Annotated in this window: 24 protein-coding genes; 11 read left to right on the forward strand and 13 right to left on the reverse strand. The window is 60.6% G+C overall.

The window, feature by feature from the left end; translation table 11 throughout:
* Nucleotides 1-369: 369 nt before the first annotated feature.
* Both CLM72_RS23375 and CLM72_RS23380 read right to left on the reverse strand, forming a co-directional pair.
* Nucleotides 370-1,728, reverse strand: coding sequence for a DUF1329 domain-containing protein (locus CLM72_RS23375; RefSeq protein WP_105228402.1), 1,359 nt, complete (start codon nt 1,726-1,728; stop codon nt 370-372).
* A 27-nt stretch (nt 1,729-1,755) separates the two neighbouring features.
* Nucleotides 1,756-3,546, reverse strand: a complete 1,791-nt coding sequence (locus tag CLM72_RS23380) for a DUF1302 domain-containing protein (RefSeq protein ID WP_014719872.1) — start codon at nt 3,544-3,546, stop codon at nt 1,756-1,758.
* 79 nt (nt 3,547-3,625) lie between these two features.
* Between CLM72_RS23380 and CLM72_RS28860 the strand changes: the two genes are divergently transcribed.
* The gene (locus tag CLM72_RS28860; protein ID WP_146120470.1) at nt 3,626-3,850 is read left to right on the forward strand and encodes a hypothetical protein; all 225 of its coding nucleotides are present in this window, start codon (nt 3,626-3,628) and stop codon (nt 3,848-3,850) included.
* A gap of 176 nt (nt 3,851-4,026) precedes the next feature.
* On the opposite strand, the gene CLM72_RS23385 is transcribed toward CLM72_RS28860, so the two are convergent.
* The 4 genes from CLM72_RS23385 to CLM72_RS23400 all read right to left on the reverse strand — a co-directional run bounded on the left by CLM72_RS23385 (nt 4,027) and on the right by CLM72_RS23400 (nt 7,372).
* Nucleotides 4,027-4,938 (reverse strand): SDR family oxidoreductase, encoded by a 912-nt coding sequence (locus CLM72_RS23385; RefSeq protein WP_105228404.1) that lies wholly within the window; start codon nt 4,936-4,938, stop codon nt 4,027-4,029.
* A 118-nt stretch (nt 4,939-5,056) separates the two neighbouring features.
* Nucleotides 5,057-5,959 carry an alpha/beta fold hydrolase gene (locus tag CLM72_RS23390; RefSeq protein ID WP_105228406.1) on the reverse strand — a complete coding sequence of 301 codons (903 nt, stop codon included), beginning with the start codon at nt 5,957-5,959 and terminating at the stop codon, nt 5,057-5,059.
* Nucleotides 5,959-6,741 carry a class II aldolase/adducin family protein gene (locus tag CLM72_RS23395; RefSeq protein ID WP_060765090.1) on the reverse strand — a complete coding sequence of 261 codons (783 nt, stop codon included), beginning with the start codon at nt 6,739-6,741 and terminating at the stop codon, nt 5,959-5,961. Before CLM72_RS23395 ends, CLM72_RS23390 begins: the two co-directional genes overlap by 1 nt.
* 175 nt (nt 6,742-6,916) lie before the next feature.
* On the reverse strand, nt 6,917-7,372 hold the full coding sequence (locus CLM72_RS23400) for a flavodoxin (RefSeq protein ID WP_105228408.1): 456 nt from the start codon (nt 7,370-7,372) through the stop codon (nt 6,917-6,919).
* A gap of 129 nt (nt 7,373-7,501) precedes the next feature.
* Between CLM72_RS23400 and CLM72_RS23405 the strand changes: the two genes are divergently transcribed.
* Both CLM72_RS23405 and CLM72_RS23410 read left to right on the forward strand, forming a co-directional pair.
* A complete protein-coding gene (locus CLM72_RS23405; RefSeq protein ID WP_105228410.1) occupies nt 7,502-7,969 on the forward strand; it encodes a PAS domain-containing protein in 468 nt (155 codons plus the stop codon).
* A 58-nt stretch (nt 7,970-8,027) separates the two neighbouring features.
* Nucleotides 8,028-8,633 (forward strand): hypothetical protein, encoded by a 606-nt coding sequence (locus CLM72_RS23410; protein WP_054921549.1) that lies wholly within the window; start codon nt 8,028-8,030, stop codon nt 8,631-8,633.
* Here the strand turns inward: CLM72_RS23410 and CLM72_RS23415 are convergent.
* Nucleotides 8,624-9,586: a MerR family transcriptional regulator gene (locus CLM72_RS23415; RefSeq protein ID WP_105228412.1), complete on the reverse strand. Its 963-nt coding sequence runs from the start codon at nt 9,584-9,586 to the stop codon at nt 8,624-8,626. The two genes, CLM72_RS23410 and CLM72_RS23415, sit on opposite strands and share 10 nt — an antisense overlap.
* Nucleotides 9,587-9,799: 213 nt before the next feature.
* On the opposite strand from CLM72_RS23415, the gene CLM72_RS23420 reads away from it, so the two are divergent.
* The 6 genes from CLM72_RS23420 to CLM72_RS23445 are packed head-to-tail and all read left to right on the forward strand — an operon-like array spanning nt 9,800 to nt 12,723.
* Entirely contained in the window at nt 9,800-10,357 is a 558-nt protein-coding gene (locus tag CLM72_RS23420; RefSeq protein ID WP_105228414.1) for an antibiotic biosynthesis monooxygenase, read from the forward strand.
* Between the two features lie 57 nt (nt 10,358-10,414).
* Complete coding sequence (gene folM / locus CLM72_RS23425) at nt 10,415-11,125, forward strand: dihydromonapterin reductase (RefSeq protein ID WP_105228416.1); 711 nt, start codon at nt 10,415-10,417, stop codon at nt 11,123-11,125.
* A 20-nt stretch (nt 11,126-11,145) separates the two neighbouring features.
* Nucleotides 11,146-11,706: a GTP cyclohydrolase I FolE gene (gene folE, locus CLM72_RS23430; protein WP_003194072.1), complete on the forward strand. Its 561-nt coding sequence runs from the start codon at nt 11,146-11,148 to the stop codon at nt 11,704-11,706.
* Between the two features lie 2 nt (nt 11,707-11,708).
* Nucleotides 11,709-12,080 (forward strand): dihydroneopterin triphosphate 2'-epimerase, encoded by a 372-nt coding sequence (gene folX / locus CLM72_RS23435; protein ID WP_003194073.1) that lies wholly within the window; start codon nt 11,709-11,711, stop codon nt 12,078-12,080.
* Nucleotides 12,081-12,095: 15 nt separating this feature from the next.
* Nucleotides 12,096-12,392, forward strand: coding sequence for a DUF1244 domain-containing protein (locus tag CLM72_RS23440; protein WP_032879544.1), 297 nt, complete (start codon nt 12,096-12,098; stop codon nt 12,390-12,392).
* Nucleotides 12,385-12,723, forward strand: a complete 339-nt coding sequence (locus tag CLM72_RS23445; RefSeq protein WP_054896975.1) for a HopJ type III effector protein — start codon at nt 12,385-12,387, stop codon at nt 12,721-12,723. Before CLM72_RS23440 ends, CLM72_RS23445 begins: the two co-directional genes overlap by 8 nt.
* A 168-nt stretch (nt 12,724-12,891) precedes the next feature.
* Here CLM72_RS23445 and trxB read toward each other — a convergent pair whose 3' ends face one another.
* A complete protein-coding gene (gene trxB, locus CLM72_RS23450; protein ID WP_010206474.1) occupies nt 12,892-13,854 on the reverse strand; it encodes a thioredoxin-disulfide reductase in 963 nt (320 codons plus the stop codon).
* Between the two features lie 294 nt (nt 13,855-14,148).
* Here trxB and cysZ point away from each other — a divergent pair, with 294 nt between their 5' ends.
* Together cysZ and CLM72_RS23465 are read left to right on the forward strand one after the other, a co-directional pair.
* Nucleotides 14,149-14,913, forward strand: a complete 765-nt coding sequence (cysZ, locus tag CLM72_RS23460; RefSeq protein WP_054896976.1) for a sulfate transporter CysZ — start codon at nt 14,149-14,151, stop codon at nt 14,911-14,913.
* Between the two features lie 54 nt (nt 14,914-14,967).
* On the forward strand, nt 14,968-16,170 hold the full coding sequence (locus CLM72_RS23465; RefSeq protein ID WP_105228418.1) for a glycosyltransferase family 1 protein: 1,203 nt from the start codon (nt 14,968-14,970) through the stop codon (nt 16,168-16,170).
* Here the strand turns inward: CLM72_RS23465 and CLM72_RS23470 are convergent.
* From CLM72_RS23470 to cgtA, 5 genes are all read right to left on the reverse strand, one after another.
* Nucleotides 16,139-17,242 (reverse strand): NADH:flavin oxidoreductase, encoded by a 1,104-nt coding sequence (locus CLM72_RS23470; RefSeq protein WP_034128747.1) that lies wholly within the window; start codon nt 17,240-17,242, stop codon nt 16,139-16,141. The genes CLM72_RS23465 and CLM72_RS23470 overlap by 32 nt on opposite strands.
* Before the next feature lie 164 nt (nt 17,243-17,406).
* On the reverse strand, nt 17,407-17,889 hold the full coding sequence (locus CLM72_RS23475; protein ID WP_054896977.1) for a glutathione peroxidase: 483 nt from the start codon (nt 17,887-17,889) through the stop codon (nt 17,407-17,409).
* A 102-nt stretch (nt 17,890-17,991) separates the two neighbouring features.
* A complete protein-coding gene (locus CLM72_RS23480) occupies nt 17,992-18,456 on the reverse strand; it encodes a CreA family protein (protein WP_003194082.1) in 465 nt (154 codons plus the stop codon).
* Nucleotides 18,457-18,472: 16 nt separating this feature from the next.
* On the reverse strand, nt 18,473-19,591 hold the full coding sequence (proB, locus tag CLM72_RS23485) for a glutamate 5-kinase (protein ID WP_019817476.1): 1,119 nt from the start codon (nt 19,589-19,591) through the stop codon (nt 18,473-18,475).
* A 109-nt stretch (nt 19,592-19,700) separates the two neighbouring features.
* The gene (cgtA, locus tag CLM72_RS23490) at nt 19,701-20,924 is read right to left on the reverse strand and encodes an Obg family GTPase CgtA (protein ID WP_003194084.1); all 1,224 of its coding nucleotides are present in this window, start codon (nt 20,922-20,924) and stop codon (nt 19,701-19,703) included.
* Nucleotides 20,925-20,944 lie beyond the last annotated feature (20 nt).

Below are 20,944 nucleotides of genomic sequence, written 5' to 3' on the forward strand. Positions count from 1 at the left end.
GTGCCGAGTGGTGGGGCAAGAGCGCTTTGCTTACTTTCGCGCTTTTCGAAAGTGAGCCGCCGTCAGGGCGGAACCCTAAGTGGCCGTTACCGCAGGAATGGATATGTACACGGTCCAACTGGGTTGACTGTCAGGCCGTCTTCGCAGGCAAGCCAGCTCCCACATTGGATCGCGGGGCATCAGTTATATCTGTGTCGGCTGCCAGGCCGTCACGGGAGCAAGCTCCCTCGCCACAGATTTAGCGTCGTGCCGAAGTTGTGTAGATACCTATGCTGCGATGGCGGTGCAACAGCAATCGATGAGCGGCCTGGCCCACCGCTATCGCAGGCAAGCCAGCTCCCACATTTTCAACCTCATTTCAGTGTGGAATCAGCGAACGCCCTCCGCTCTCAGTGCAGCCGGGGTGTAGTCCGCCGCTTTGGCCGCGAAGCCGAACACGAAGCTGCTTTTCTCTTCGTTCTTCATGCCCAGCGCGATGTAGCGCCCTGCAATCAGGTCGTACAGGGTTTCCACGGTGTAGGCCGGCACCTGGTGGTCGTAATAGAACTGCGCATGGCCTTCGGCAACGCGCCACAGTTGGCCGCGGCCGTCGTAGTGGTCCACCAGGGCGACTTGCCAGCTGTCTTCGTCGATGAACATATGGCGCTTGGCATAGATATGCCGCTCGCTGGGCTTGACGGTGCCGACCACTTCCCACACGCGGTGCAACTCGTAACGGGTCAGGTCCTGGTTGATATGCCCGGCCTTGATGATGTCGTCGTACTTGAGGCTCGGCGAATCGAGCTTGTAGCTGTTGTAGGGGATGTACATCTCCTTCTTGCCCACCAGTTTCCAGTCATAACGGTCGGGCGCGCCGGAGAACATGTCGAAGTTGTCGGTTGTGCGCAGGCCGTCGGAGGCGGTACCCGGACCGTCGTAGGACACCTGCGGTGCACGCCGCACACGGCGCTGGCCTGCGTTGTAGATCCAGGCCAGGCGCGGTTCCTTCACCTGGTCGAGGGTTTCATGCACCAGCAGCACGTTGCCCGCCAGCCGCGCCGGCGCGGTGACCGATTGCTTGAAATAGCTGAGCACGTTGGCGGCCTTGGCCGGGTCGATATCCGGGATGGCTTGCGGCACCGCTACTTCTTCTTCGAAACGGATCGGCGTGTAGCTGCCATTGGTCTGGGGCGTGGCCTGGATGATGATGCGCCGCAGGTTGCCGCCGTGGTAACGGGTGATGTGATTCCACAGCACCTCCACGCCATTCTTGGGGATAGGAAACGCGTAGTAACGGTTGCCGGTGAAGTTCTCCAGGCCGTTGCCATCGTTGATCGCCTTCACATTCAGGGCGCTGCGCTTGATCGACTCGTAAATGTCCGCCGGCAAGTTGACCGTGCGGTGGCTGGGGTACACCGGGATCTTGTAGGTCTCGGGGTAGCGCTTGAACATCGCCACCTGGCCGTCGGAGAGTTTGTCCTTGTACTTGTCCACCGTGGCGGCGGTGATCACGAACAGCGGTTTTTCGTTAGCGAAGGGGTCGGAGAGGAAGCCCTTGCTGTCCACCGTGCCTGCATTCTTGGGGATGCCACCGGTCCAGGCCGGGATCGAGCCATCGGCATTGCCGGCTTTTTCGGCGCCGACCGGGGTCAGGGAAGTGCCGAGCTTGGCTGCTTCTTCGGGCGATACCGCCGCCATTACGTTGGCGGCCAATACGCTCAGGGCCAACACTGCAATCATCTTACGCATAGGGTCTTGTCCTTCTTTTAAGCCAGATCAGAAGTTCACGCCGAAGCTGAGGGCGAGGAAGTCGCGGTCGGTCAGGGTGTTGTAGTCACCGCCAAAAAAGTCGGTGTAGCTCAGGCTTGCGGTGTAGGTGCTGCGATAGTCCGCATCCACGCCGACGCTGATGGCCTTGGCGCCTTTGTTGAACAGGCCGTTGGGGCCGTAGCCCGCGACGTCATGGGACCAGGACAGGTTGGGCTTGAGGTTCACACCGGCAATCGCGTTGTTGTAGTCAAGGATCGCCCGCGCCCGGTAGCCCCAGGAGGTGGAGGTGACGAAACCGTCGGTGTCACCTTGAAAACCGTAGGCGCCGTACACCGAGTCTCTGCCATAGCGCAGTTTGGTTTTGTCTTCCAGGCCGGCGACGTGCACCACCGCCGCTTCGCCCACCAGGGTCAGGCGCTCGGCGCCCAGTACCTGGTCGAAGAACTGGGTCATGGTGCTCTGGATCTGGGTGATTTCCTTGCGGCGATAGCCTTTGTTGTCATCGCCGAAATTGCTGCGGATGGGTGAGGCGAGTTGGCCCGCAATGGGGTTGACCAGGGCCAGGGTCAGGTCGGTGGTGTTGAGCTGCACCGGCGCATTGGGCCGATAGCTGATTTCGCCGGTCCACGCCGTGCCCGTGGGCAAGGTGGTGGAGAAACTGGCGCCGAACAGGCGGATGTCTTCCGGGTAATCCAGGTAGTACTGGCCGCGGCCGAGCATGGTGCTTTGCGCCAAACCGCCCCCGGAACCGGGCGCCAGGGCGTTGGCGGTGTTGATGATGCGCCCGATGGTGGCCAGGTTGGTATTGGCGGTCAGGGTGCCGACTGTCGGTGTGCGACTGTGGTAGTTCATGAAGTACAGTCCGTATTCAGTGTCATCGCCCAGCCAGCGCAGGGCTGCGCCGAACTGGCCGGAGTCGCGCGCATCGCGGTCACCGGCACGCCGCACAATCACACCTTCATTGGTCACGCCAAACCCTTGGCCAAAGGCAGCCGCCACCGGTTGCAGCGGTCGGATCGCCGGGCTGCCCACGGTGTAATTATTGGTGCAACCGTCCGCCGCCACGTCCCCGCCGAAGAAGGTGCCGCAGTTGTCGAGCACCGTCTGGTCCCATTCCAGTTGATAGAAACCTTCCACGGTCAGTTGATTGGTCAGGCTCTGGGAGGCAAACAGCATGTTCACCGGAATCAAGCCTTCCTTGATCTCGGCACCGGGCCTGCGGAACGCCGACACGTCGATCGGGTTGATGCTGTTGATGGAGTTACCAATGAAGGTACTTTCGCCCCAACTGACCACCTGCTTGCCGGCGCGCACGGTGCCGGGCAGGTCGCCCAGGGAGTAGTTGTGGTAGACGAAGGCATCGAGGATCTGCGCACCGCTGGACTTGGCGCCTTCCTTGCGGTTGTGGTCGCTGATGGGCTTGAACTCGCGGTCTTCGTCCTTGAGCTCGAAGTCGTACCAATACTTGCCACGCACGAATACGCCGGTGTCGCCGTACTTCAACTCAAGGTCGTGCAGGCCCTTGAAGATCTTGGAGAAGGTCTCGCCCTTCTTGAAGTTGAGGCGCCCGTCATCTCCGGTGGACGCCTGGCCCGTCCCGCCATTGACCGTGCCGACCAGGCTTTTGTCGGCATCGCGCATGCCCCAACTGGCGCCGACCGACAGCGAGGAGTCGAATTGCCCTTCGATCTCGCCGATGTTGAACGAAACAGCCTGCGCCTGGGCACAGCAGCCCAGCGCAACCGCAGTGGCCAGCGCCTGTGGCGTGAAGATGGCGCGCATTATTGTTTTTGTCATGCGTCTTCCCCGGTGAGTGACAGAAGGCCCCACCCTACTGCCGCGCTTGAGGGGCGATAAGCGCACCAAGGAGGTATTCGTGTTGTCGCTCGAAAGGATGACGGGGTTCGCTGGCCGGGCGCTGGACCGGGCCATGCATGCGATGGATGAAGGCTTACCAGAGGCATCGATGGTGCCGGGCAATTATTGTCGATTTGGTAACAGTCCTTGTCCCGAACTGCTATTACTCATTCTGTTACAACCGACTATTCTTGCCTGGCTTTCAGGGCAAACGGCCCGCTCCCGCATTGGGGAGAAAAGCTGATTTATAACGGATTGATCCTGTAATCAGTCTGTTCCCGGTGTTCACTGACGTTGATTTGTCGCTCCTTGATCCAACGTCTTACTTCGGCCGCTGCCTATGCAGCGGCCTTTTTTATGCCTGCAATAAAATGGGGCGTCATCGACGCCCCGTGGGATTCATTGATTTACCGGCAATGATCAGAGGCTGAACTTCTGCAAGTTGGCCATCATTTCCTTCAGTGCCTCGATATTGTCCTTGGGGTGCGCAGCCCCTTCGAAATCGCAGATCTGCTGCCAGTGCGCGGCCACATCCTCCGGCGAAAAACCGGTCTCGGGATCAAAACCCACACCCAGGCTGCGCTCCCATCGGGTCTTGCCGATCCAGCCGCCACCCACTTCAAACAAGCCTGCGGTTTCCTCACAGGCGTCACTGCCCAGGTACACCACCAGTGGGCTGACCAGTTCCGGCTTGAGGCGCTCGAACACCTGCGGCGGGATCAGCCCTTCGGTCATGCGTGTACCACCGGTGGGGGCAATCGCGTTGACCAGGATGTTGTTCTTGCGCCCTTCCAGCGCCAGGGTGCGGGTCAAGCCATACAGGCCCAACTTGGCCATGCCGTAGTTGGACTGGCCAAAGTTGCCGTAAATACCAGACGTCGACGCCGTGAAGATCACCCGGCCATAACCCTGCTCGCGCAAATGCGGCCAGGCGGCGCGGGTGACTTTGTAGGCGCCTTCGACGTGCACCCGGTAAACCAGGTCCCAGTCGCTGTCATCCATTTTATGGAAGGTCTTATCGCGCAGGATGCCGGCGTTGTTGACCACCACGTCGACCCGGCCGAAGACATCCAGGGCGTTCTGTACGATCTTGTCGCCGTCGGTGACGGAGTCATGGTTGGCTTCGGCAACGCCGCCCGCCGCGCGGATCTGTGCAACCACCCGGTCGGCCGCCGAGGCGTTGGCGCCCTCGCCTTGGGTTGAGCCACCCAGGTCGTTGACCAGCACTCTGGCTCCGTGCCTGGCGAACAGCAGCGCATGGGCCTGGCCCAAGCCACCACCGGCGCCGGTGACGATCACCACCTTATCCTGGAACTGCACTGACTCACTCATACCGAACTCCGCTGGCGACAATGGGAATAGGCAGAGTGTCACGCAAGCAGCCTTTGGTCACAATAAAGACGGCCAGGGCTGAATGGTGCTTGATAAGGCAGCGGGATGATGCGCAGGCTCAGGAATAGGCCGCGCGCGGTGAAGGCTGGCCGATGCGCTCACGAAACGCCCGGTAATGCTTGAGCACCTGGACCGGCGCCTCGATCTGCGGGTAATGGCCAATATTGGCCAGTCTTATCGTGTCGGGCTGGGGCACCAGTTGGCGATAGCGCTCGACCATATGAGCCCCGGAAATCGGGTCTACTTCGCCGTCGATCACCCGCAGCGGCACTTCGCCTCGCTGCATGGCCGTGAGCCAGCGCTCACGCAGGCGACGGCGCTGGGGGATGTAGGCGATCAGTTTGTGCAGGATACGCGGGCCGTCGTTGCAACTGATCAAACTCCAGAAATCATCCAGCACGCTTTCACTGGGCCGCGTCTGGGGGCCGAAGATCTGGTTGAAACTGCTGGCCAAGGCATTGCGCCCAAAGGCCCGACCGATCATCCAGCCCAACGGGCTGAGCAGTAGCTTTTGCACCAGCGCCGGCCGATGGGTTTCCGGAAACAGCCCGCCGTTGAGAAATACACAGCTCGCCATCTGGAACCGGCCCTCGTAATGCCGGGCCAATAATTCCTGGGCGACACTGTCGCCGTAGTCATGAGCCAACACATGCACCGGCTGCTCTACGCGCAGGTGCTCAAGCAGCGCCTGTTGCAGATCGGCCTGTTCCAACAGGCAATAGTCGTGGTCCAAAGGTTTGGCCGAGTCGCCAAAGCCGAGCATGTCGCAGGCAATCACCAGGTTGCGCTGGGCCAGGGGTTGCCACAGGTAGTGCCACTCCCAACTGGCCGTGGGGAAACCATGAATCAGCAGCAACGGCTCGCCCTGCCCGGCCACCCAATACCGCACGGTGTGGCCACGAAAGACGAAGTCCTGGCCGCGCTTGCGCCAGGCTCTGAGCGGTATCTCGGCGAGTGGCATCAGCTTTTATACCCGGGGTCCTGATTATCCAATTTGCGCAGCAGTGCCGGCCAGGCCAGCGCACCGCCCATACCTTGGGCGCTTTTTGTGACAGCTGCCACCATCGCCTTGGCACCGGCGAGAATCTGCGGCTCGATGGCGATCAACTCGGTGCCGCCGCTTTGGGCCAGTACCTGAATCTCGCAGGCGCGCTGGAAGGTGAACATCATCAGGAAGGTGTCGGCGATGGTGCCGGCGCAGGTCAGCAGGCCGTGGTTGTGCAGCATCAGGAAATTGTTCTGGCCCAGATCCGCTTGCAGGCGGGCCTTTTCCTCGTGATTGAGCGCCACGCCCTCATAGGCGTGATAGCCCAGGCTGGACAGCACAAACAGCGATTGCTGGCTGATGGGCAATACACCCTGCTTTTGCGCACACACCGCCACGCCGGCAGCGGTGTGGGTGTGCAGCACGCAGGTCACGTCGTGGCGCACTTCGTGGATGGCGCTGTGGATGGTGTAGCCCGCAGGGTTGATCTCGTAGGGGCTGTCCATTTGCTTATTGCCGGCCTGGTCAACCTTGACCAGGCTCGACGCGGTGATCTCATGGAACATCAGCCCATAGGGGTTGATCAGGAAATCTTCAGTGCCCGGCACCTTGGCCGAAATATGCGTGAAGATCAGGTCATCCCAGCCGTGCATGGCCACCAGGCGATAGCAAGCCGCGAGGTCCACGCGGGTTTGCCATTCGGCGGCGCTGACCTGGGCTTTGACGTTTTGTGGCGATGGTGCAGGGGCTAGGCTCATGGCAATGACCTCCTTGGCGCACTTCTTATGGTGTCTAAAGTGAGAGCCAGTCTAGTCAGACGCCGAGGCGCAAGGAGTTTCCTTGGCAGCCAGCTTGATGACTGAGCGAGTCAGTCAAGAGAATAGTACAAGTACGTGTCAAACAAGCGCCGTCAATAACGGCGCTCCCTGGGGTTCAACCGCGCAGCGCGGTGATCAAATCGGCCAGCCAAGGCTCGGCGTCAGCTTCCGGGGTGACGCTTTCGCTGGCGTCCAGGCGCAGCATCGGCTGCACTTCGCGGATGCCCAGTTCGGCGAACAATTCGCGCATTTGTTCACCGCCCCCACAGAAGGTATCGCCATAGCTGGCGTCGCCCAGGCCGATGACCGCTCCCGGCAGGCCGCGCCAGGCGGCGGGCAGTTGGTCGCGGATGGTTGAGTACAGAGGCTGTAGATTGTCGGGCAGCTCGCCCATGCCGGTGGTCGAGGTCACTGCCAGGAATGCTTCGGGAGCAAAGGCCTGCACGTCTGCCAGCGTGGCACGCGCGTTGTGCCAGGCGTTGAAACCTGCGTCCTTGAGGATTTCTTCCGCGTGGCGAGCGACTTCTTCAGCCGTACCGTAGACCGAGCCGGAGAGGATGGCGACTTTCATCAATCTGATCCTGTAGTTGAGTGAAAGCGTGGGATATTAGCAGCCTGTGCCAATATTTCAGTGCGCACCGTGCAACATTCCAGACTTGCCATAAACTGGCAAGGTCAAAACCAGGCCATGGACCGCTCTATGATTAACGCCAAACTGCTGCAAATGGTCGTCAATGCGTCCAACGACGGGATCGTCGTTGCCGAGCGCGAAGGCAAAGACAAACCGCTGATCTACGTCAACCCGGCCTTCGAACGGCTGACCGGCTATACCCTGGACGAAATCCTGTATCAGGACTGCCGCTTCCTGCAGTCAGGCGACCGCGACCAACCGGCCCTGATCGCCATTCGTGATGCGCTCGACAGCGGCGGCGCCTGCCGAGAAATCCTGCGCAACTACCGCAAGGACGGCACGCCTTTCTGGAACGAGCTATCGCTTTCAACCGTGTACAACGGGGTCGACAAGCAAACCTATTTCGTCGGGGTGCAGAAAGACGTCACCACTCAAGTCAAGGCACAACAGCGTGTCGCCCAACTGGAAGCCCAGTTGGCCGAGCTCAAGAGCGAGCTCGCCGCACTCAAGGCGACGAGTGGATTTAACAAACTGTAAAAAACGCGGTCTTTAGAGCGATAATGGCTTTTTAATGCCTCAGCCTTGAGCCAGATCAATGCAACGCGACACGCTATTGACGCAGGACGAGCTGGATTTTATCCAGGACATGCAGCACAACCCGCAGCTCAACCTGCGGGATGCATGGTCGAGCCTGACGGTTAATGGCGGGGCACAGATTCGCGATTTGCTCACGCGGCTAGCGGCTCACGACCAGGTCACCATCCAGGCGCAGTTCGACAACCAGCAACTCACCTTCCCGTTGCACCTGGTGGAAGATGAGTTTCATGCTGTGCATTTGCGCCTGGGCGTACCGAGCATTTTTGAAGATGGGCCGATGATCCGCCCGTGGCGCCTGGCGCTTGAAACGCCGGTGGCGCTGGAAAACATCAAGGGCTACTCCAGCGCGCTGTGGGTGCACGAAGTGTCATTCAAAGGGGTGCTGGTAGAGGTGCGTGGCCGGGTCAAACCGCCAAAGACGTTTTCCCTGTGGTTCAGCCCTTCCGGCTACGAACGCATCGCCCTGCGCGGTACGCTGGAGCGGGTAACCGCCCGCGGCCTGTTCGCCTACCGCCTGAGCCAAAGCGATGCTGATGAGATCGAACGGTTACGCCAGTTCATCCTGCACCAGCACCGCCTGGTCCATCCTCACGTTCATGCCTGAGACTCCAGATGGCCGCTGAGCAGTTGCTGCAAGCGGCGCGGCATCCAGCGTCCGTCATTGCCCAGGCAACCAATCGACGAACCTGCCAGGCTGTGTTCCGCCAGGTCCGACGCCTCACCAGCCAGCAATAACGGACAATCGAGGGTGAAGGCCAGGCGATTGAGCCGCGACGCCAACTCTGCGCCAGGGGCATGATTGGAAAACAGCACCAGGGCTTGCGGCCGAGTGCGCTCGCAGATCAGCGTCAACTCATCCAGTGGCTGGCCAACGCCCAGGACCTTGACCGCCAGTTTCTCGCTCGACATCAACAAGCCCGCCACCAGCAACTCCAGCTCACGGCACTCTCCGGCAATGGCTGAGAGCAACACCCTGGGCACTGGCGAGGCACAGGCCATTTGCAGGCACCGTGCGACGCGCGAGCGCAGGAAATTGTCGAAGAACAGCCACTCGCTGGCTTGGCCAAAGCGGCCTTGGTGACGTAACAATTGCTCCCACAGCGGAACCAAAATGTCCTGGAACACCACGGTCGTCGAATAGACGCTGAAGATCTGACCGTACAACCGGTCGAGCTCACGATCATCAAAGGCACTGATGGCCTGCCGCAGTTGCGCCTGCCATTGGCGCCACTCCAGCTCGGTATCGCTGCGTGACGCTGTAGCCGGCTCGTTGGGCTGTGGGTCGCGCGCCAAAAGCTTGCCGACTTTGCTCACCGCTACGCCACGCTCGATCCAGTCGAGGATGCGGTGCACGGTTTCGATATCGGTGCTTGAGTAAAGCCTGTGCCCACTTTCGGTGCGTACAGGCTGGATCAAACCGTAGCGACGCTCCCAGGCACGTAGCGTCACCGGGTTCACGCCTGTGAGTCTTGCCACTTCACGAATCGGAAACAGGCCCTCGCCGTCAGTGTGGCTGTCGGGTGTCGTTTCGCGAAGAGGCGCAGTGATTTCGGGCATCAGCAGTCAAAAAACTTGTATGAATTTGGATCCCATTTAACGCCGATTGAACTGCATGATTCAAGATCTACGGCGATCCATCCGAAGTTTCTGGCGTATTTGGGCAAAACCGGAATAATCCTTGCCTGTTCTTTTGCGTTGCTGCACCACCCCGCAGCTTCGTTCGTGCGCCGCCTACCCGGCTCGGCGCACTTGCTGATTTGGAGATATACGATGTCTACCTCACCCGTCACCTTGATGGTTGCGCGCCGCGTGGCCAAAGGTCGCTACGAAGAACTGATGGCCTGGCTGCGCGAAGGCGAGCAATTGGCGACTGACTTCCCCGGTTACCTGGGCTCCGGCGTGCTGGCGCCACCACCCCATGATGATGAATTCCAGATCATCTTCCGCTTCGCCGATGAAAAAACCCTGCACGCATGGGAGTTCTCCGCTTCGCGCAGCGCGTGGCTGAGCCGTGGCAGCGAGCTATTTGCCAACCCGTCGGAACACCGTGTCAGCGGTATCGATGGCTGGTTCGGCGCAGCGGGTGCCCGCCCGCCACGCTGGAAACAGGCGGTGGCCATCTGGTTGGCTTTTTTCCCGGTATCGTTGCTGTTCAACTTCGGCCTGGGGCCGCTGCTCAACGAGTTGGACCTGTTCAGCCGCGTACTGGTCAGCACCGCAGCCCTGACCCCGCTGATGGTTTACCTTTTTATACCGCTGTCGACCCATCTGCTGGCGAACTGGCTGCACCCTTCGCCCCCTCGCAAAGTCACTGAAGCCGCCGCTTGAGTACAGGGAGGCCGGGGCGCTGGTATAGTTTGAGCCTGCCAGCGACTTGAGCCTCCCATGAATGCAACCAACGCTCCGATCCTGATCACCGGTGCCGGCCAGCGTGTCGGCCTGCATTGTGCCCAGCGCCTGCTAGATGAGGGCCAATCGGTAATTTTCAGCTACCGCAGCGAACGCCCTGGCGTGCAGGCGCTGCGTGAACGGGGCGCCGTCGGCGTGTTTGCCGACTTCTCCAGCGAAGCCGGAGTGCTGGCTTTCATTGCCACAGTAAAAACCCATACTCAAAGCCTGCGAGCGATCATCCACAACGCTTCAGCCTGGGTCGCCGAAACCCCGGGCGACGAAAGCCGTGCCTTTATCGACATGTTCAGCGTGCACATGCTTGCGCCGTACCTGATCAACCTGCATTGTTCACCTTTGCTGCACCGCTCGACACCCGCCGATATCGTGCATATCAGCGACGACGTGGTGCGCAAGGGCAGCCGGCAGCACATCGCCTATTGCGCCACCAAGGCCGGGCTCGACAGCCTCACGTTATCGTTTGCCGCACAGTTCGCGCCGCTGATCAAGGTCAATGGCATCGCACCGGCGATGGTGATGTTCAACGAAGGCGATGACGCGGCCTATCGCGCCAAGGTCCTGGCCAAGTCGGCCCTGGGCATCGAACCCGGGCCCGAGGTGATCTACCAGAGCGTGCGTTACCTGCTGGACAATCCCTATGTCACCGGTACCACCCTGACCGTCAACGGTGGGCGGCATATCAAGTAAGCCGTTTACGAGGATGTTGTATGACCTTATCCCTGCCCCACCACTACCGCGAGATCCTCAAGGGCCTGGGCGAAGACCCGCAGCGCGAGGGCCTGCTCGATACGCCCAAGCGCGCGGCCAAGGCCATGCAGTACCTGTGTCATGGCTATGAGCAGAATCTGGAGGAAATCGTCAACGGCGCGCTGTTCGCGTCCGACAATGACGAGATGGTGATCCTCAAGGACATCGAGTTGTATTCGTTGTGCGAGCATCACCTGCTGCCCTTCATCGGCAAGGCCCATGTGGCCTATATTCCGACCGGCAAGGTGCTGGGCCTGTCAAAACTGGCGCGCATTGTCGACATGTTCGCCCGGCGCCTGCAGATCCAGGAAAACCTCACGCGGCAAATCGCCGACGCCATCCAGGACGTGACCCAGGCCGCCGGCGTGGCGGTGGTGATCGAAGCCAAGCACATGTGCATGATGATGCGCGGCGTGGAGAAACAGAATTCAACCATGAACACCTCGGTGATGCTCGGCGCCTTTCGCGAGTCGAACACCACCCGCATGGAGTTCCTGCAACTGATTGGACGGAGCAAGTAGCAATGCCACAACTTCAACCAGGCATGGCGCGTATCCGGGTCAAGGACCTGTGCCTGCGCACCTTTATCGGCATCAACGAGGACGAAATCCTCAACAAGCAGGATGTGCTGATCAACCTGACCATCCTGTATGCCGCCCAGGAAGCCGTGCGAGACAACGATATCGACCACGCCCTGAACTACCGCACCATCACAAAGGCCATCATCGCTCACGTCGAAGGCAATCGCTTTGCCCTGCTGGAGCGCCTGACCCAGGAATTGCTGGACCTGGTGATGAGCAACGAATCGGTGCTGTACGCCGAAGTCGAAGTGGACAAGCCCCACGCGCTGCGCTTTGCCGAGTCGGTTTCGATCACTCTGGCCGCCAGCCGCTGATACTAAGTGAGCCCTATGAACGACCAACAACGCCTCGAACTCGAAGCCGCCGCCTTTCGCCGATTGGTGGCCCACCTGGACAGCCGCAAGGATGTGCAGAATATCGACCTGATGAACCTCGCCGGCTTCTGCCGTAACTGCCTGTCCAAGTGGTACAAGGCCGAGGCCGACGAACGCCAGATCGAGGTCAGCCTCGATGACGCCCGTGAAGTGGTGTACGGCATGCCGTACGCCGAGTGGAAAGCCCAATACCAGCAAGAAGCCAACGCAGACCAACAGGCCGCGTTCGCCAAAGGAAAGCCTCATGACTGATTTGAACACCCTGCGCGCCAGCCTCAACAGCGGCGAACACGCCTTTGCCGATACCTTGGCGTTCGTCGCGGCGGGTTACGACTACCAGCCGCAAGCTTTCATCAACGGCGGTGTGGAAAATGCCGCTGGGCAGAATGAAGGGTCGTGCAAGACCCTGGGTTTGGCGCTGCTGGAAGGGTTGAGTGATAAGGAAGCACTGCTGGCGTTTGGTGAGCATTACCGGTCGGTGGTGGCGACGCCTGAGGGCAGTGACCATGGCAATATCCGAGCGCTGATTGCCCATGGGCTGGCCGCAGTGAAGTTTGCGGAACAGCCTCTGACTCGCCGCTGATTTAATAACCAACCCAGCTCAATGTGGGAGCCGGGCTTGCCCGCGATGGCGGTGGTGACTGTCACACCGCTATCGCAGGCAAGCCAGCTCCCACATTTGTTTAGCGGAGTAGGTTAGATCGCAGGCATAAAAAAACCGGCTTTCGCCGGTTTTTTTGAGTCAACGGGTTTAGAACGAAGCGTCCTTCAAACCGTCGAGGTAACGCTCGGCATCCAGGGCCGCCATACAACCGGCGCCGGCCGAGGTGATGGCCTGGCGGTAAACGTGGTCTGCCACGTCGCCAGCAGCGAAGATACCTTCGATGTTGGTCGCAGTTGCATTGCCTTCACGGCCGCCCTGCACCACCAGGTACCCGTCTTTGGCTTCCAGCACGCCTTCGAACAGCGAGGTGTTCGGGGTGTGGCCGATAGCGATGAACACGCCGTCGACTTTCAGTTCGTCGAAGCTGCCGTCGTTGTTTTTCAGACGGGCACCGGTCACACCCATGTTGTCGCCCAGGACTTCATCCAGGGTGGCGTTGAGCTTGAGGATGATCTTGCCTTCAGCGACACGGGCGTGCAGCTTGTCGATCAGGATCTTCTCGGCGCGGAAGGTCTCGCGGCGGTGAACCAGGGTCACGGTGCTGGCGATGTTGGCCAGGTACAGCGCCTCTTCCACGGCAGTGTTGCCACCGCCGACCACGGCAACCGGCTTGTTGCGGTAGAAGAAACCATCGCAAGTGGCGCAGGCGGAAACACCCTTGCCCATGAACGCTTCTTCCGACGGCAGGCCCAGGTAACGCGCACTGGCACCGGTGGCAATGATCAGCGCATCGCAGGTGTACACACCGCTGTCACCGGTCAGGCTGTAAGGCTTTTTCGAGAAGTCAACCTGGTTGATATGGTCGAAGACGATCTCGGTTTCAAAGCGCTCGGCGTGCTCTTTCATACGTTCCATGAGCACCGGGCCGGTCAAGCCATGGACATCGCCCGGCCAGTTGTCGACTTCAGTAGTGGTGGTCAACTGACCGCCCGCCTGCATGCCAGTGATCAGCAGCGGCTTGAGATTGGCCCGGGCAGCGTAGACAGCGGCGCTGTAACCGGCAGGGCCGGAACCGAGAATAATCACTCGGGAATGACGGGTATCAGACATGACTCACTCCTACCGACCGCCCGGACCACAGGGCGGCGGGAATAAAAAAGGACCGCGAAGCACTTGGGGAAGGCTTTGACTCGCCAGGTCCTGAAAAATAATGGGTGCAGCGTATCGAGGGGGGCAAGATTAAGGAAATACGCAATAACAATCCAGCTCATAGGTGTTCTCTATGCGTGCAATCAAGCTAATCGACACCTTTGTAACCCTGGATGTCGCCTACCTGCCCGCGCTTTCACATCAGGTGCAAAGCCGGTAAGGTCGGCGCGTTCGCCATTTTGCTCGGAGTACCCCATGCCCGCCCCTGCCCTTTCCGGCCCGCAATACCTGCGTGAAGGCCTCAAACTGGTGTTGAGCCCCGGCCTGCGCCTGTTTGTGCTGTTGCCGTTGGCGATCAACCTGGTGCTGTTCGTCGGGTTGATCTATTTCGCCGGCCATCAGTTCAGCCTGTGGGTCGACAGCTTGATGCCGACGCTGCCCCACTGGCTAGGCTTTTTGAATTACCTGTTGTGGCCGCTGTTTGTCGTGCTGGTGGTGCTGATGGTGTTTTTCACCTTCACCATGCTCGCCAATATTATCGCCGCGCCGTTCAACGGGTTTCTCGCCGAGAAGGTCGAGGTCGTGGTACGCGGCACCGACGACTTCCCGCCGTTCAGTTGGGGTGAGCTGGCTGCCATGGTCCCGCGCACCCTGGCGCGGGAGATGCGCAAGCTGGGTTACTTCCTGCCACGTGCCATCGGCCTGTTCATCCTGTCGTTCATCCCGGTGGTCAACCTGATCGCGGCGCCGTTGTGGCTGCTATTTGGCGTGTGGATGATGGCGATCCAGTACATCGACTACCCGGCCGACAACCACAAGCTGGGCTGGAACGAAATGCTCGCGTGGCTGCGCCAGAAACGCTGGCAGAGCATGAGTTTTGGCGGCATTGTCTACCTGGTATTGCTGGTGCCAGTGGTCAACCTGTTGATGATGCCAGCGGCGGTGGCCGGGGCGACGCTGTTCTGGGTGCGGGAGCAAGGTGCCGAGGCGATGGCGCAGCCGGCGGTGGCCAAGTCATAAATCCATCATCGCCCTGACACAATGGCGACATGGCCCACGCCGACACTGTGGGTCATGACGACAGCCTCGCTTCACATCACCCTCATTACCGAAACCTTCCCGCCGGAAATCAACGGGGTGGCCAATACCCTTGGCCGCCTGTGTGAGGGTTTGCGTTCACGCGGCCATCAGGTCGAGCTGGTACGCCCACGCCAGAGTGCCGACCAAAACCGCTCCAGCGACGATGAACTGCTGCTGTGCCGCGGCTGGCCACTGCCGGGCTATCCAGGCTTGCAATGGGGCCAATCGTCAATGCGCAAGTTGCTGCGCCGCTGGACGCGCCAACGCCCGGATGTACTGTATATCGCCACGGAAGGGCCGCTGGGGCTCTCGGCGCTGCGCGCTGCGCGGCGCCTGGGGATCGGCGTAGTCAGCGGCTTTCATACCAACTTTCAGCAGTATTCGAACCAGTATGGCTTGAGCCTGTTGAGCCGCGTGGTCACCCATTACCTGCGCTGGTTTCATAACCGCTCGAGCCTGACCCTGGTACCGAGCGCCAGCCAGCGCCTGGAGCTGGAGCGCCGGCATTTTGAGCGTCTGGATATGTTATCCCGGGGTGTCGACAGCCAATTGTTCCACCCGACCAAACGCGGTAACGCCATGCGTGAAAAGTGGGGGTTGGAGAACCACGATATTGCCGTGCTGCATGTGGGACGCCTGGCCCAAGAGAAGAACCTGAGGCTGCTCAAGCGCTGCTTTGATGCCTTGCAGGCTGCCTATCCAATGCGGCGGATGAAGCTGATTGTGGTCGGTGATGGCCCCCAGCGCTCGTCGCTGGAACACGATTTGCCCGATGCAGTGTTCTGCGGAACGCAGCGCGGCGAAGAGCTGGCAAGGCATTACGCCTCAGGGGATTTGTTCCTGTTCCCCAGCCTGACCGAAACCTTCGGCAATGTGGTGCTTGAAGCGATGGCGTCTGGCCTGGGCGTGGTGGCTTACGACCAGGCCGCCGCGAGCCAGCATCTGCGCCATGGCTATAGCGGCGCACTGGCGATGCCTGGGGATGAAGACGCATTTTGCGACGCGGCCATCTGGCTGCTGGAGGAGCGCGAAACGTTGCGCAGAGTGCGCTTGAATGCCCGACAACATGCCAGCCGTCAGGGCTGGCCGGCGATTGTCGAGCAGTTCGAGCGCCAGTTGCGCGGGGTATGCGAGGACGGCCAACCGGTGCCCGCCCTCTTACCGCTCACACCAGAGTCATCAACGCCTCACGACTGAAGGGCAAGATGTCACTCTCGCGCCCTTCGCGCACCTTCACCGCCCAATCCGGGTCCACCAGCAAGGCACGGCCCACTGCAACGAGGTCGAACTCATCGTTGTTCAGGCGCTCCAGCAGTTTCTCCAGGCTGGCAGGCTGGGCAACTTTGTCGGTGTTGACCATGAACTGCAGGAACTCGCCATCCAGGCCCACGCTGCCTACCGTGATGGTTGGCTTACCGGTGAGCTGACGCGTCCAACCGGCCAGGTTAAGGTCGGAGCCTTCAAATTCCGGCTCCCAGAAACGACGGGTGGAGCAGTGGAAAATATCCACGCCAGCGTCAGACAGTGGCTTGAGAAACTCACCCAACGCCTCAGGGGTTTGCACCAGGCGCGCGGTGTAGTCCTGCTGCTTCCACTGGGAGAAACGCAAGATGATCGGAAAGTCCGGGCCGACAGCGGCGCGGGTGGCCTGAATCAGTTCAATGGCGAAGCGCGAACGGTTGGCCAGGCTGCCACCGTATTCGTCGGTGCGCTGGTTGCTGCCTTCCCAGAAGAACTGGTCCACGAGGTAGCCGTGGGCACCGTGGATTTCCACGCCGTCCATGCCGATGGCCTGGGCATCCTTGGCGGCCTGGGCGAAGGCGTTGATCACGTCCTTGATGTCCTGTTTGGTCATGCCGTGCACAACGACATTGCCGTCCTTGAGCTTTTCCATCGGGCCATAAGCCGGCACGCTGGCATCAGGTTCGGTGCCCATACGGCGCACACTGCCCACATGCCACAGCTGCGGGACAATCTTGCCGCCTTCGGCGTGGACTGCATCGACCACTTTCTTCCAGCCAGCCAAGGCGGCTTCACCGTAGAAATGCGGCACGTTGGGGTAGCCATTGGAGGCTGGGTGCCCGACCACGGTGCCTTCAGTGATGATCAAACCCACACCGGCAGCGGCACGGCGGCGGTAGTACTCAATGACTTTGGAATTGGGCACGCCGCCTGGGGAGAACGAGCGAGTCATGGGCGCCATGACCACGCGGGTCGACAGTTGCAATGCACCGAGCTGGAAGGGTTTGAACAAGGCTTGGACGGGCATGGAACGCTCCACGGGAGAGTGAATTTATGATGCGGATAATATGGAGAGCTTGCAGCGCTGAGTAGCACTATTGATCTAAATGATTAAGGGGTAAAAGCGGGACGCGGAGCGCCCAGGGTGGCATTCCCACGCAGAGCGTGGGAACGATCAGGCCTTCACTGACGTCAGCTCAGGGCTTTTTCGATGGCCTGGATGATGGAGGGATCTTCCGGAGGCGTACGCGGCGAAAAACGCGCAAGTACCCGGCCATCCTTACCCAACAGGAATTTCTCGAAGTTCCAGGTGATATCGCCGGGGAATTCAGCGCCCTCGCCCGCCAGCAAACGGTACAACTGGTGCCGATCAGGCCCATTGACCTCAATCTTGCTGCCCAGTGGAAAGGTCACGCCGTAGTTCAGGCTGCAGAACTGCTGAATCTGCTCCTCGGTGCCCGGCTCCTGGCCTGCAAACTGGTTGCATGGCAAGCCGAGCACTGTGAACCCTTGGTCCTTGTACTGCTGATAGAGGTTTTCCAACGCCGCGTATTGCGGGGTCAAACCACATTTGGACGCCACATTGACCACCAGCACAACTTGGCCCTTGAAAGGCGCCAGCGGTAGCGCTTGTCCGTCCAGAGCTTTGAGTTTCAGATCGTGGAAAGCACTCATGACGAACTCCAGATATCCCATGTTCTTTGCATTGCAGCCCTTCGGAGCTTACAACCGGCAAAGCTGCAATCATAGACGCCGGTGACAAAACTCGCCTGCAGGTTACTGAGCGGTCGGCCAGGGCAGAATCGGAATTGCCGTCACCGCATTCTGCGGGCTGCCTTCGATCAAACGGTCGCTATAGACCAGATACACCAGGGTATTGCGCTTCTTGTCGAGGAAACGCACCACCTGCATGGTCTTGAACACCAGCGAGGTGCGCTCCTTGAACACTTCGTCGCCGTCCTTGAGCTCACCCTTGAAGTGGATGGGGCCCACCTGGCGGCAAGCGATCGAGGCTTCGGCACGGTCTTCAGCCAGGCCCAGGCCGCCCTTTACCCCGCCGGTCTTGGCACGCGACAAGTAGCAGGTCACGCCATCGACCTTGGGGTCGTCAAACGCTTCAACCACAATCCGGTCGTTGGGGCCGACGAACTTGAACACCGTCGACACCTGGCCGACTTCTTCGGCCGAAGCCAGCAGCGGCATGGCCAACAGCAGGCCGAGCAATCCCTTCATCACGCGCATCGTGTATTTCCTATGGTTAAACCAGGATCAGGTTGTCGCGGTGAACCAGTTCCGGTTCCGCCATATAACCCAAGAGTCCGACAATGGCGTCGGAAGATTGTCCAATAATCTTCTGTGCTTCTAGGGCGCTGTAATTGGCCAGGCCGCGCGCAATCTCACGACCGTCTGGCGCAACGCACACCACCATCTCGCCACGGCGGAAGCTGCCCTGCACCAACTTCACACCCACCGGCAGCAAGCTCTTGTTGCCTTGGGACAAGGCCGATACGGCCCCCGCGTCCAGCACCAGCGTGCCACGGGTTTGCAGATGACCGGCCAGCCATTGCTTGCGCGCCGCCAGCATGCCGCGCTCCGGCGACAACAGCGTGCCAATGCGCTCACCCGCCTTGAGGCGATCAAGCACGCGCTCCAGGCGCCCGCCGACGATGATGGTGTGGGCCCCCGAACGCGCCGCCAGGCGCGCGGCGCGCAGCTTGGTCTGCATGCCACCGCGGCCCAGGGCACCGCCGACACTGCCGGCGACCGCATCCAGCGCCGGGTCGTCGGCGCGGGCTTCATAGATAAGCTGGGCATCGGGGTTGTTGCGCGGGTCGGCGTCGAACATGCCATCGCGGTCGGTGAGGATCACCAACAGGTCAGCCTCTACCAGGTTGGCCACCAGGGCGGCCAGGGTGTCGTTGTCACCGAAGCGGATTTCGTCGGTGACCACAGTATCGTTCTCGTTGATGACCGGGATGACCTTGAGCTCCACCAGCGCGCGCAAGGTGCTGCGGGCGTTGAGGTAGCGCTTGCGGTCGGACAGGTCGTCGTGGGTCAGCAACACCTGCGCCGTGTGGCGGCCGTGCTCGGCAAAGCTGGACTCCCAGGCTTGCACCAGGCCCATCTGGCCGATGGCGGCAGCGGCTTGCAGTTCGTGCATCGCGCTGGGTCGCGCGGTCCAGCCGAGGCGGCTCATCCCGGCGGCAACCGCTCCGGACGACACCAGCACCAACTCAACGCCTGCTTCATGCAAGGCCACCATCTGCTCGACCCAGACGCTCATGGCTGCGCGATCCAGACCTTTGCCATCCGCCGTCAACAGCGCACTACCGATTTTCACGACCCAGCGCTGCGCACCTGTCACTTTGCTCCGCATCATCTTCAACCTTAGAGTGAGGGCCGCGCGACCCAGCGCTGCCCATAACGTTATACCCGGATACCAAAACGCCGCTCCAGGGAGCGGCGTTCAAGTTTATCGCAACGGATCAGTCACGCACGTAAATGATTTCCGGACCGTCTTCATCATCCACGTCTTCTTCGTCCCAATCATCGTCGCCGATGTCGTGGACCGACTTCACGCCGCTGCGACGCAGGGCACGCTGGTCGTCCAGGGCCTGCAACTGGGCACGGGCCTCGTCTTCGATCTGCTGGTCGAGTTCGGCGAGTTCGGCCTTGTACACCGGGTCGGCCGCCAGGCGGTCGGCACGGTCTTCCAGGTAACGCATGATGTCGCGGGTCAGGCGCTCGGTGCCTTCTTTGGCGATGGCCGAGATGACGTAGACCGGACCTTCCCACTCCAGGCGATCAACGATCTCCTTGACGCGCTCTTCGTGCTCTTCTTCAAGTATCTGGTCGCACTTGTTCAGTACCAACCAGCGATCGCGCTCGGCCAGGGCCGGGCTGAACTTGGTCAGTTCGCTGACGATGACTTCGGCAGCATCGGCGGCACTGGTGTCATCCAGCGGCGCCATGTCGACGAGGTGCAGCAGCAAACGGGTGCGGGACAAGTGCTTGAGGAAGCGGATGCCCAGGCCAGCACCGTCGGAAGCGCCTTCGATCAAGCCGGGAATGTCGGCAACCACGAAGCTCTTCCAGCGGTCGACGCTGACCACGCCCAGGTTTGGCACCAGGGTGGTGAACGGGTAGTCGGCGACTTTCGGCTTGGCAGCCGACACCGAGCGAATGAAGGTACTTTTACCCGCGTTCGGCAGGCCCAGCAGGCCCACGTCCGCCAGTACTTTCATTTCCAGCTTCAGGTCGCGCTGCTCGCCCGGCTTGCCCGGCGTGGTCTGGCGCGGTGCACGGTTGGTACTGGACTTGAATCGGGTGTTACCCAGACCGTGCCAACCGCCCTGCACAACCATCAGCTTCTGGCCGGCCTTGGTCAGGTCGCCAATCACTTCCTGGGTCGCAGAGTCGATGATCGTGGTGCCGACCGGTACGCGCAGTACCAGGTCTTCACCTTTTTTTCCGGTGCAGTCGGTGCTGCCGCCGTTGGAGCCACGCTCGGCATCGAAGTGCCGGGTGTAACGGTAGTCGACCAGGGTGTTGAGGTTTTCGTCGGCCATCATGTAGATGGAACCGCCGTCACCGCCGTCACCGCCGTTTGGACCACCGTTTTCGATGAATTTTTCGCGACGGAAACTCATGCAACCGTTACCGCCGTCGCCTGCTTTTACTCGGATGGAAACTTCATCAACGAACTTCATAACAAAACGCCTCTCGCCGC

The sequence above is a fragment of the Pseudomonas sp. MYb193 genome (assembly GCF_002966775.1).
In the GTDB taxonomy this organism is placed as follows: domain Bacteria; phylum Pseudomonadota; class Gammaproteobacteria; order Pseudomonadales; family Pseudomonadaceae; genus Aquipseudomonas; species Aquipseudomonas paracarnis.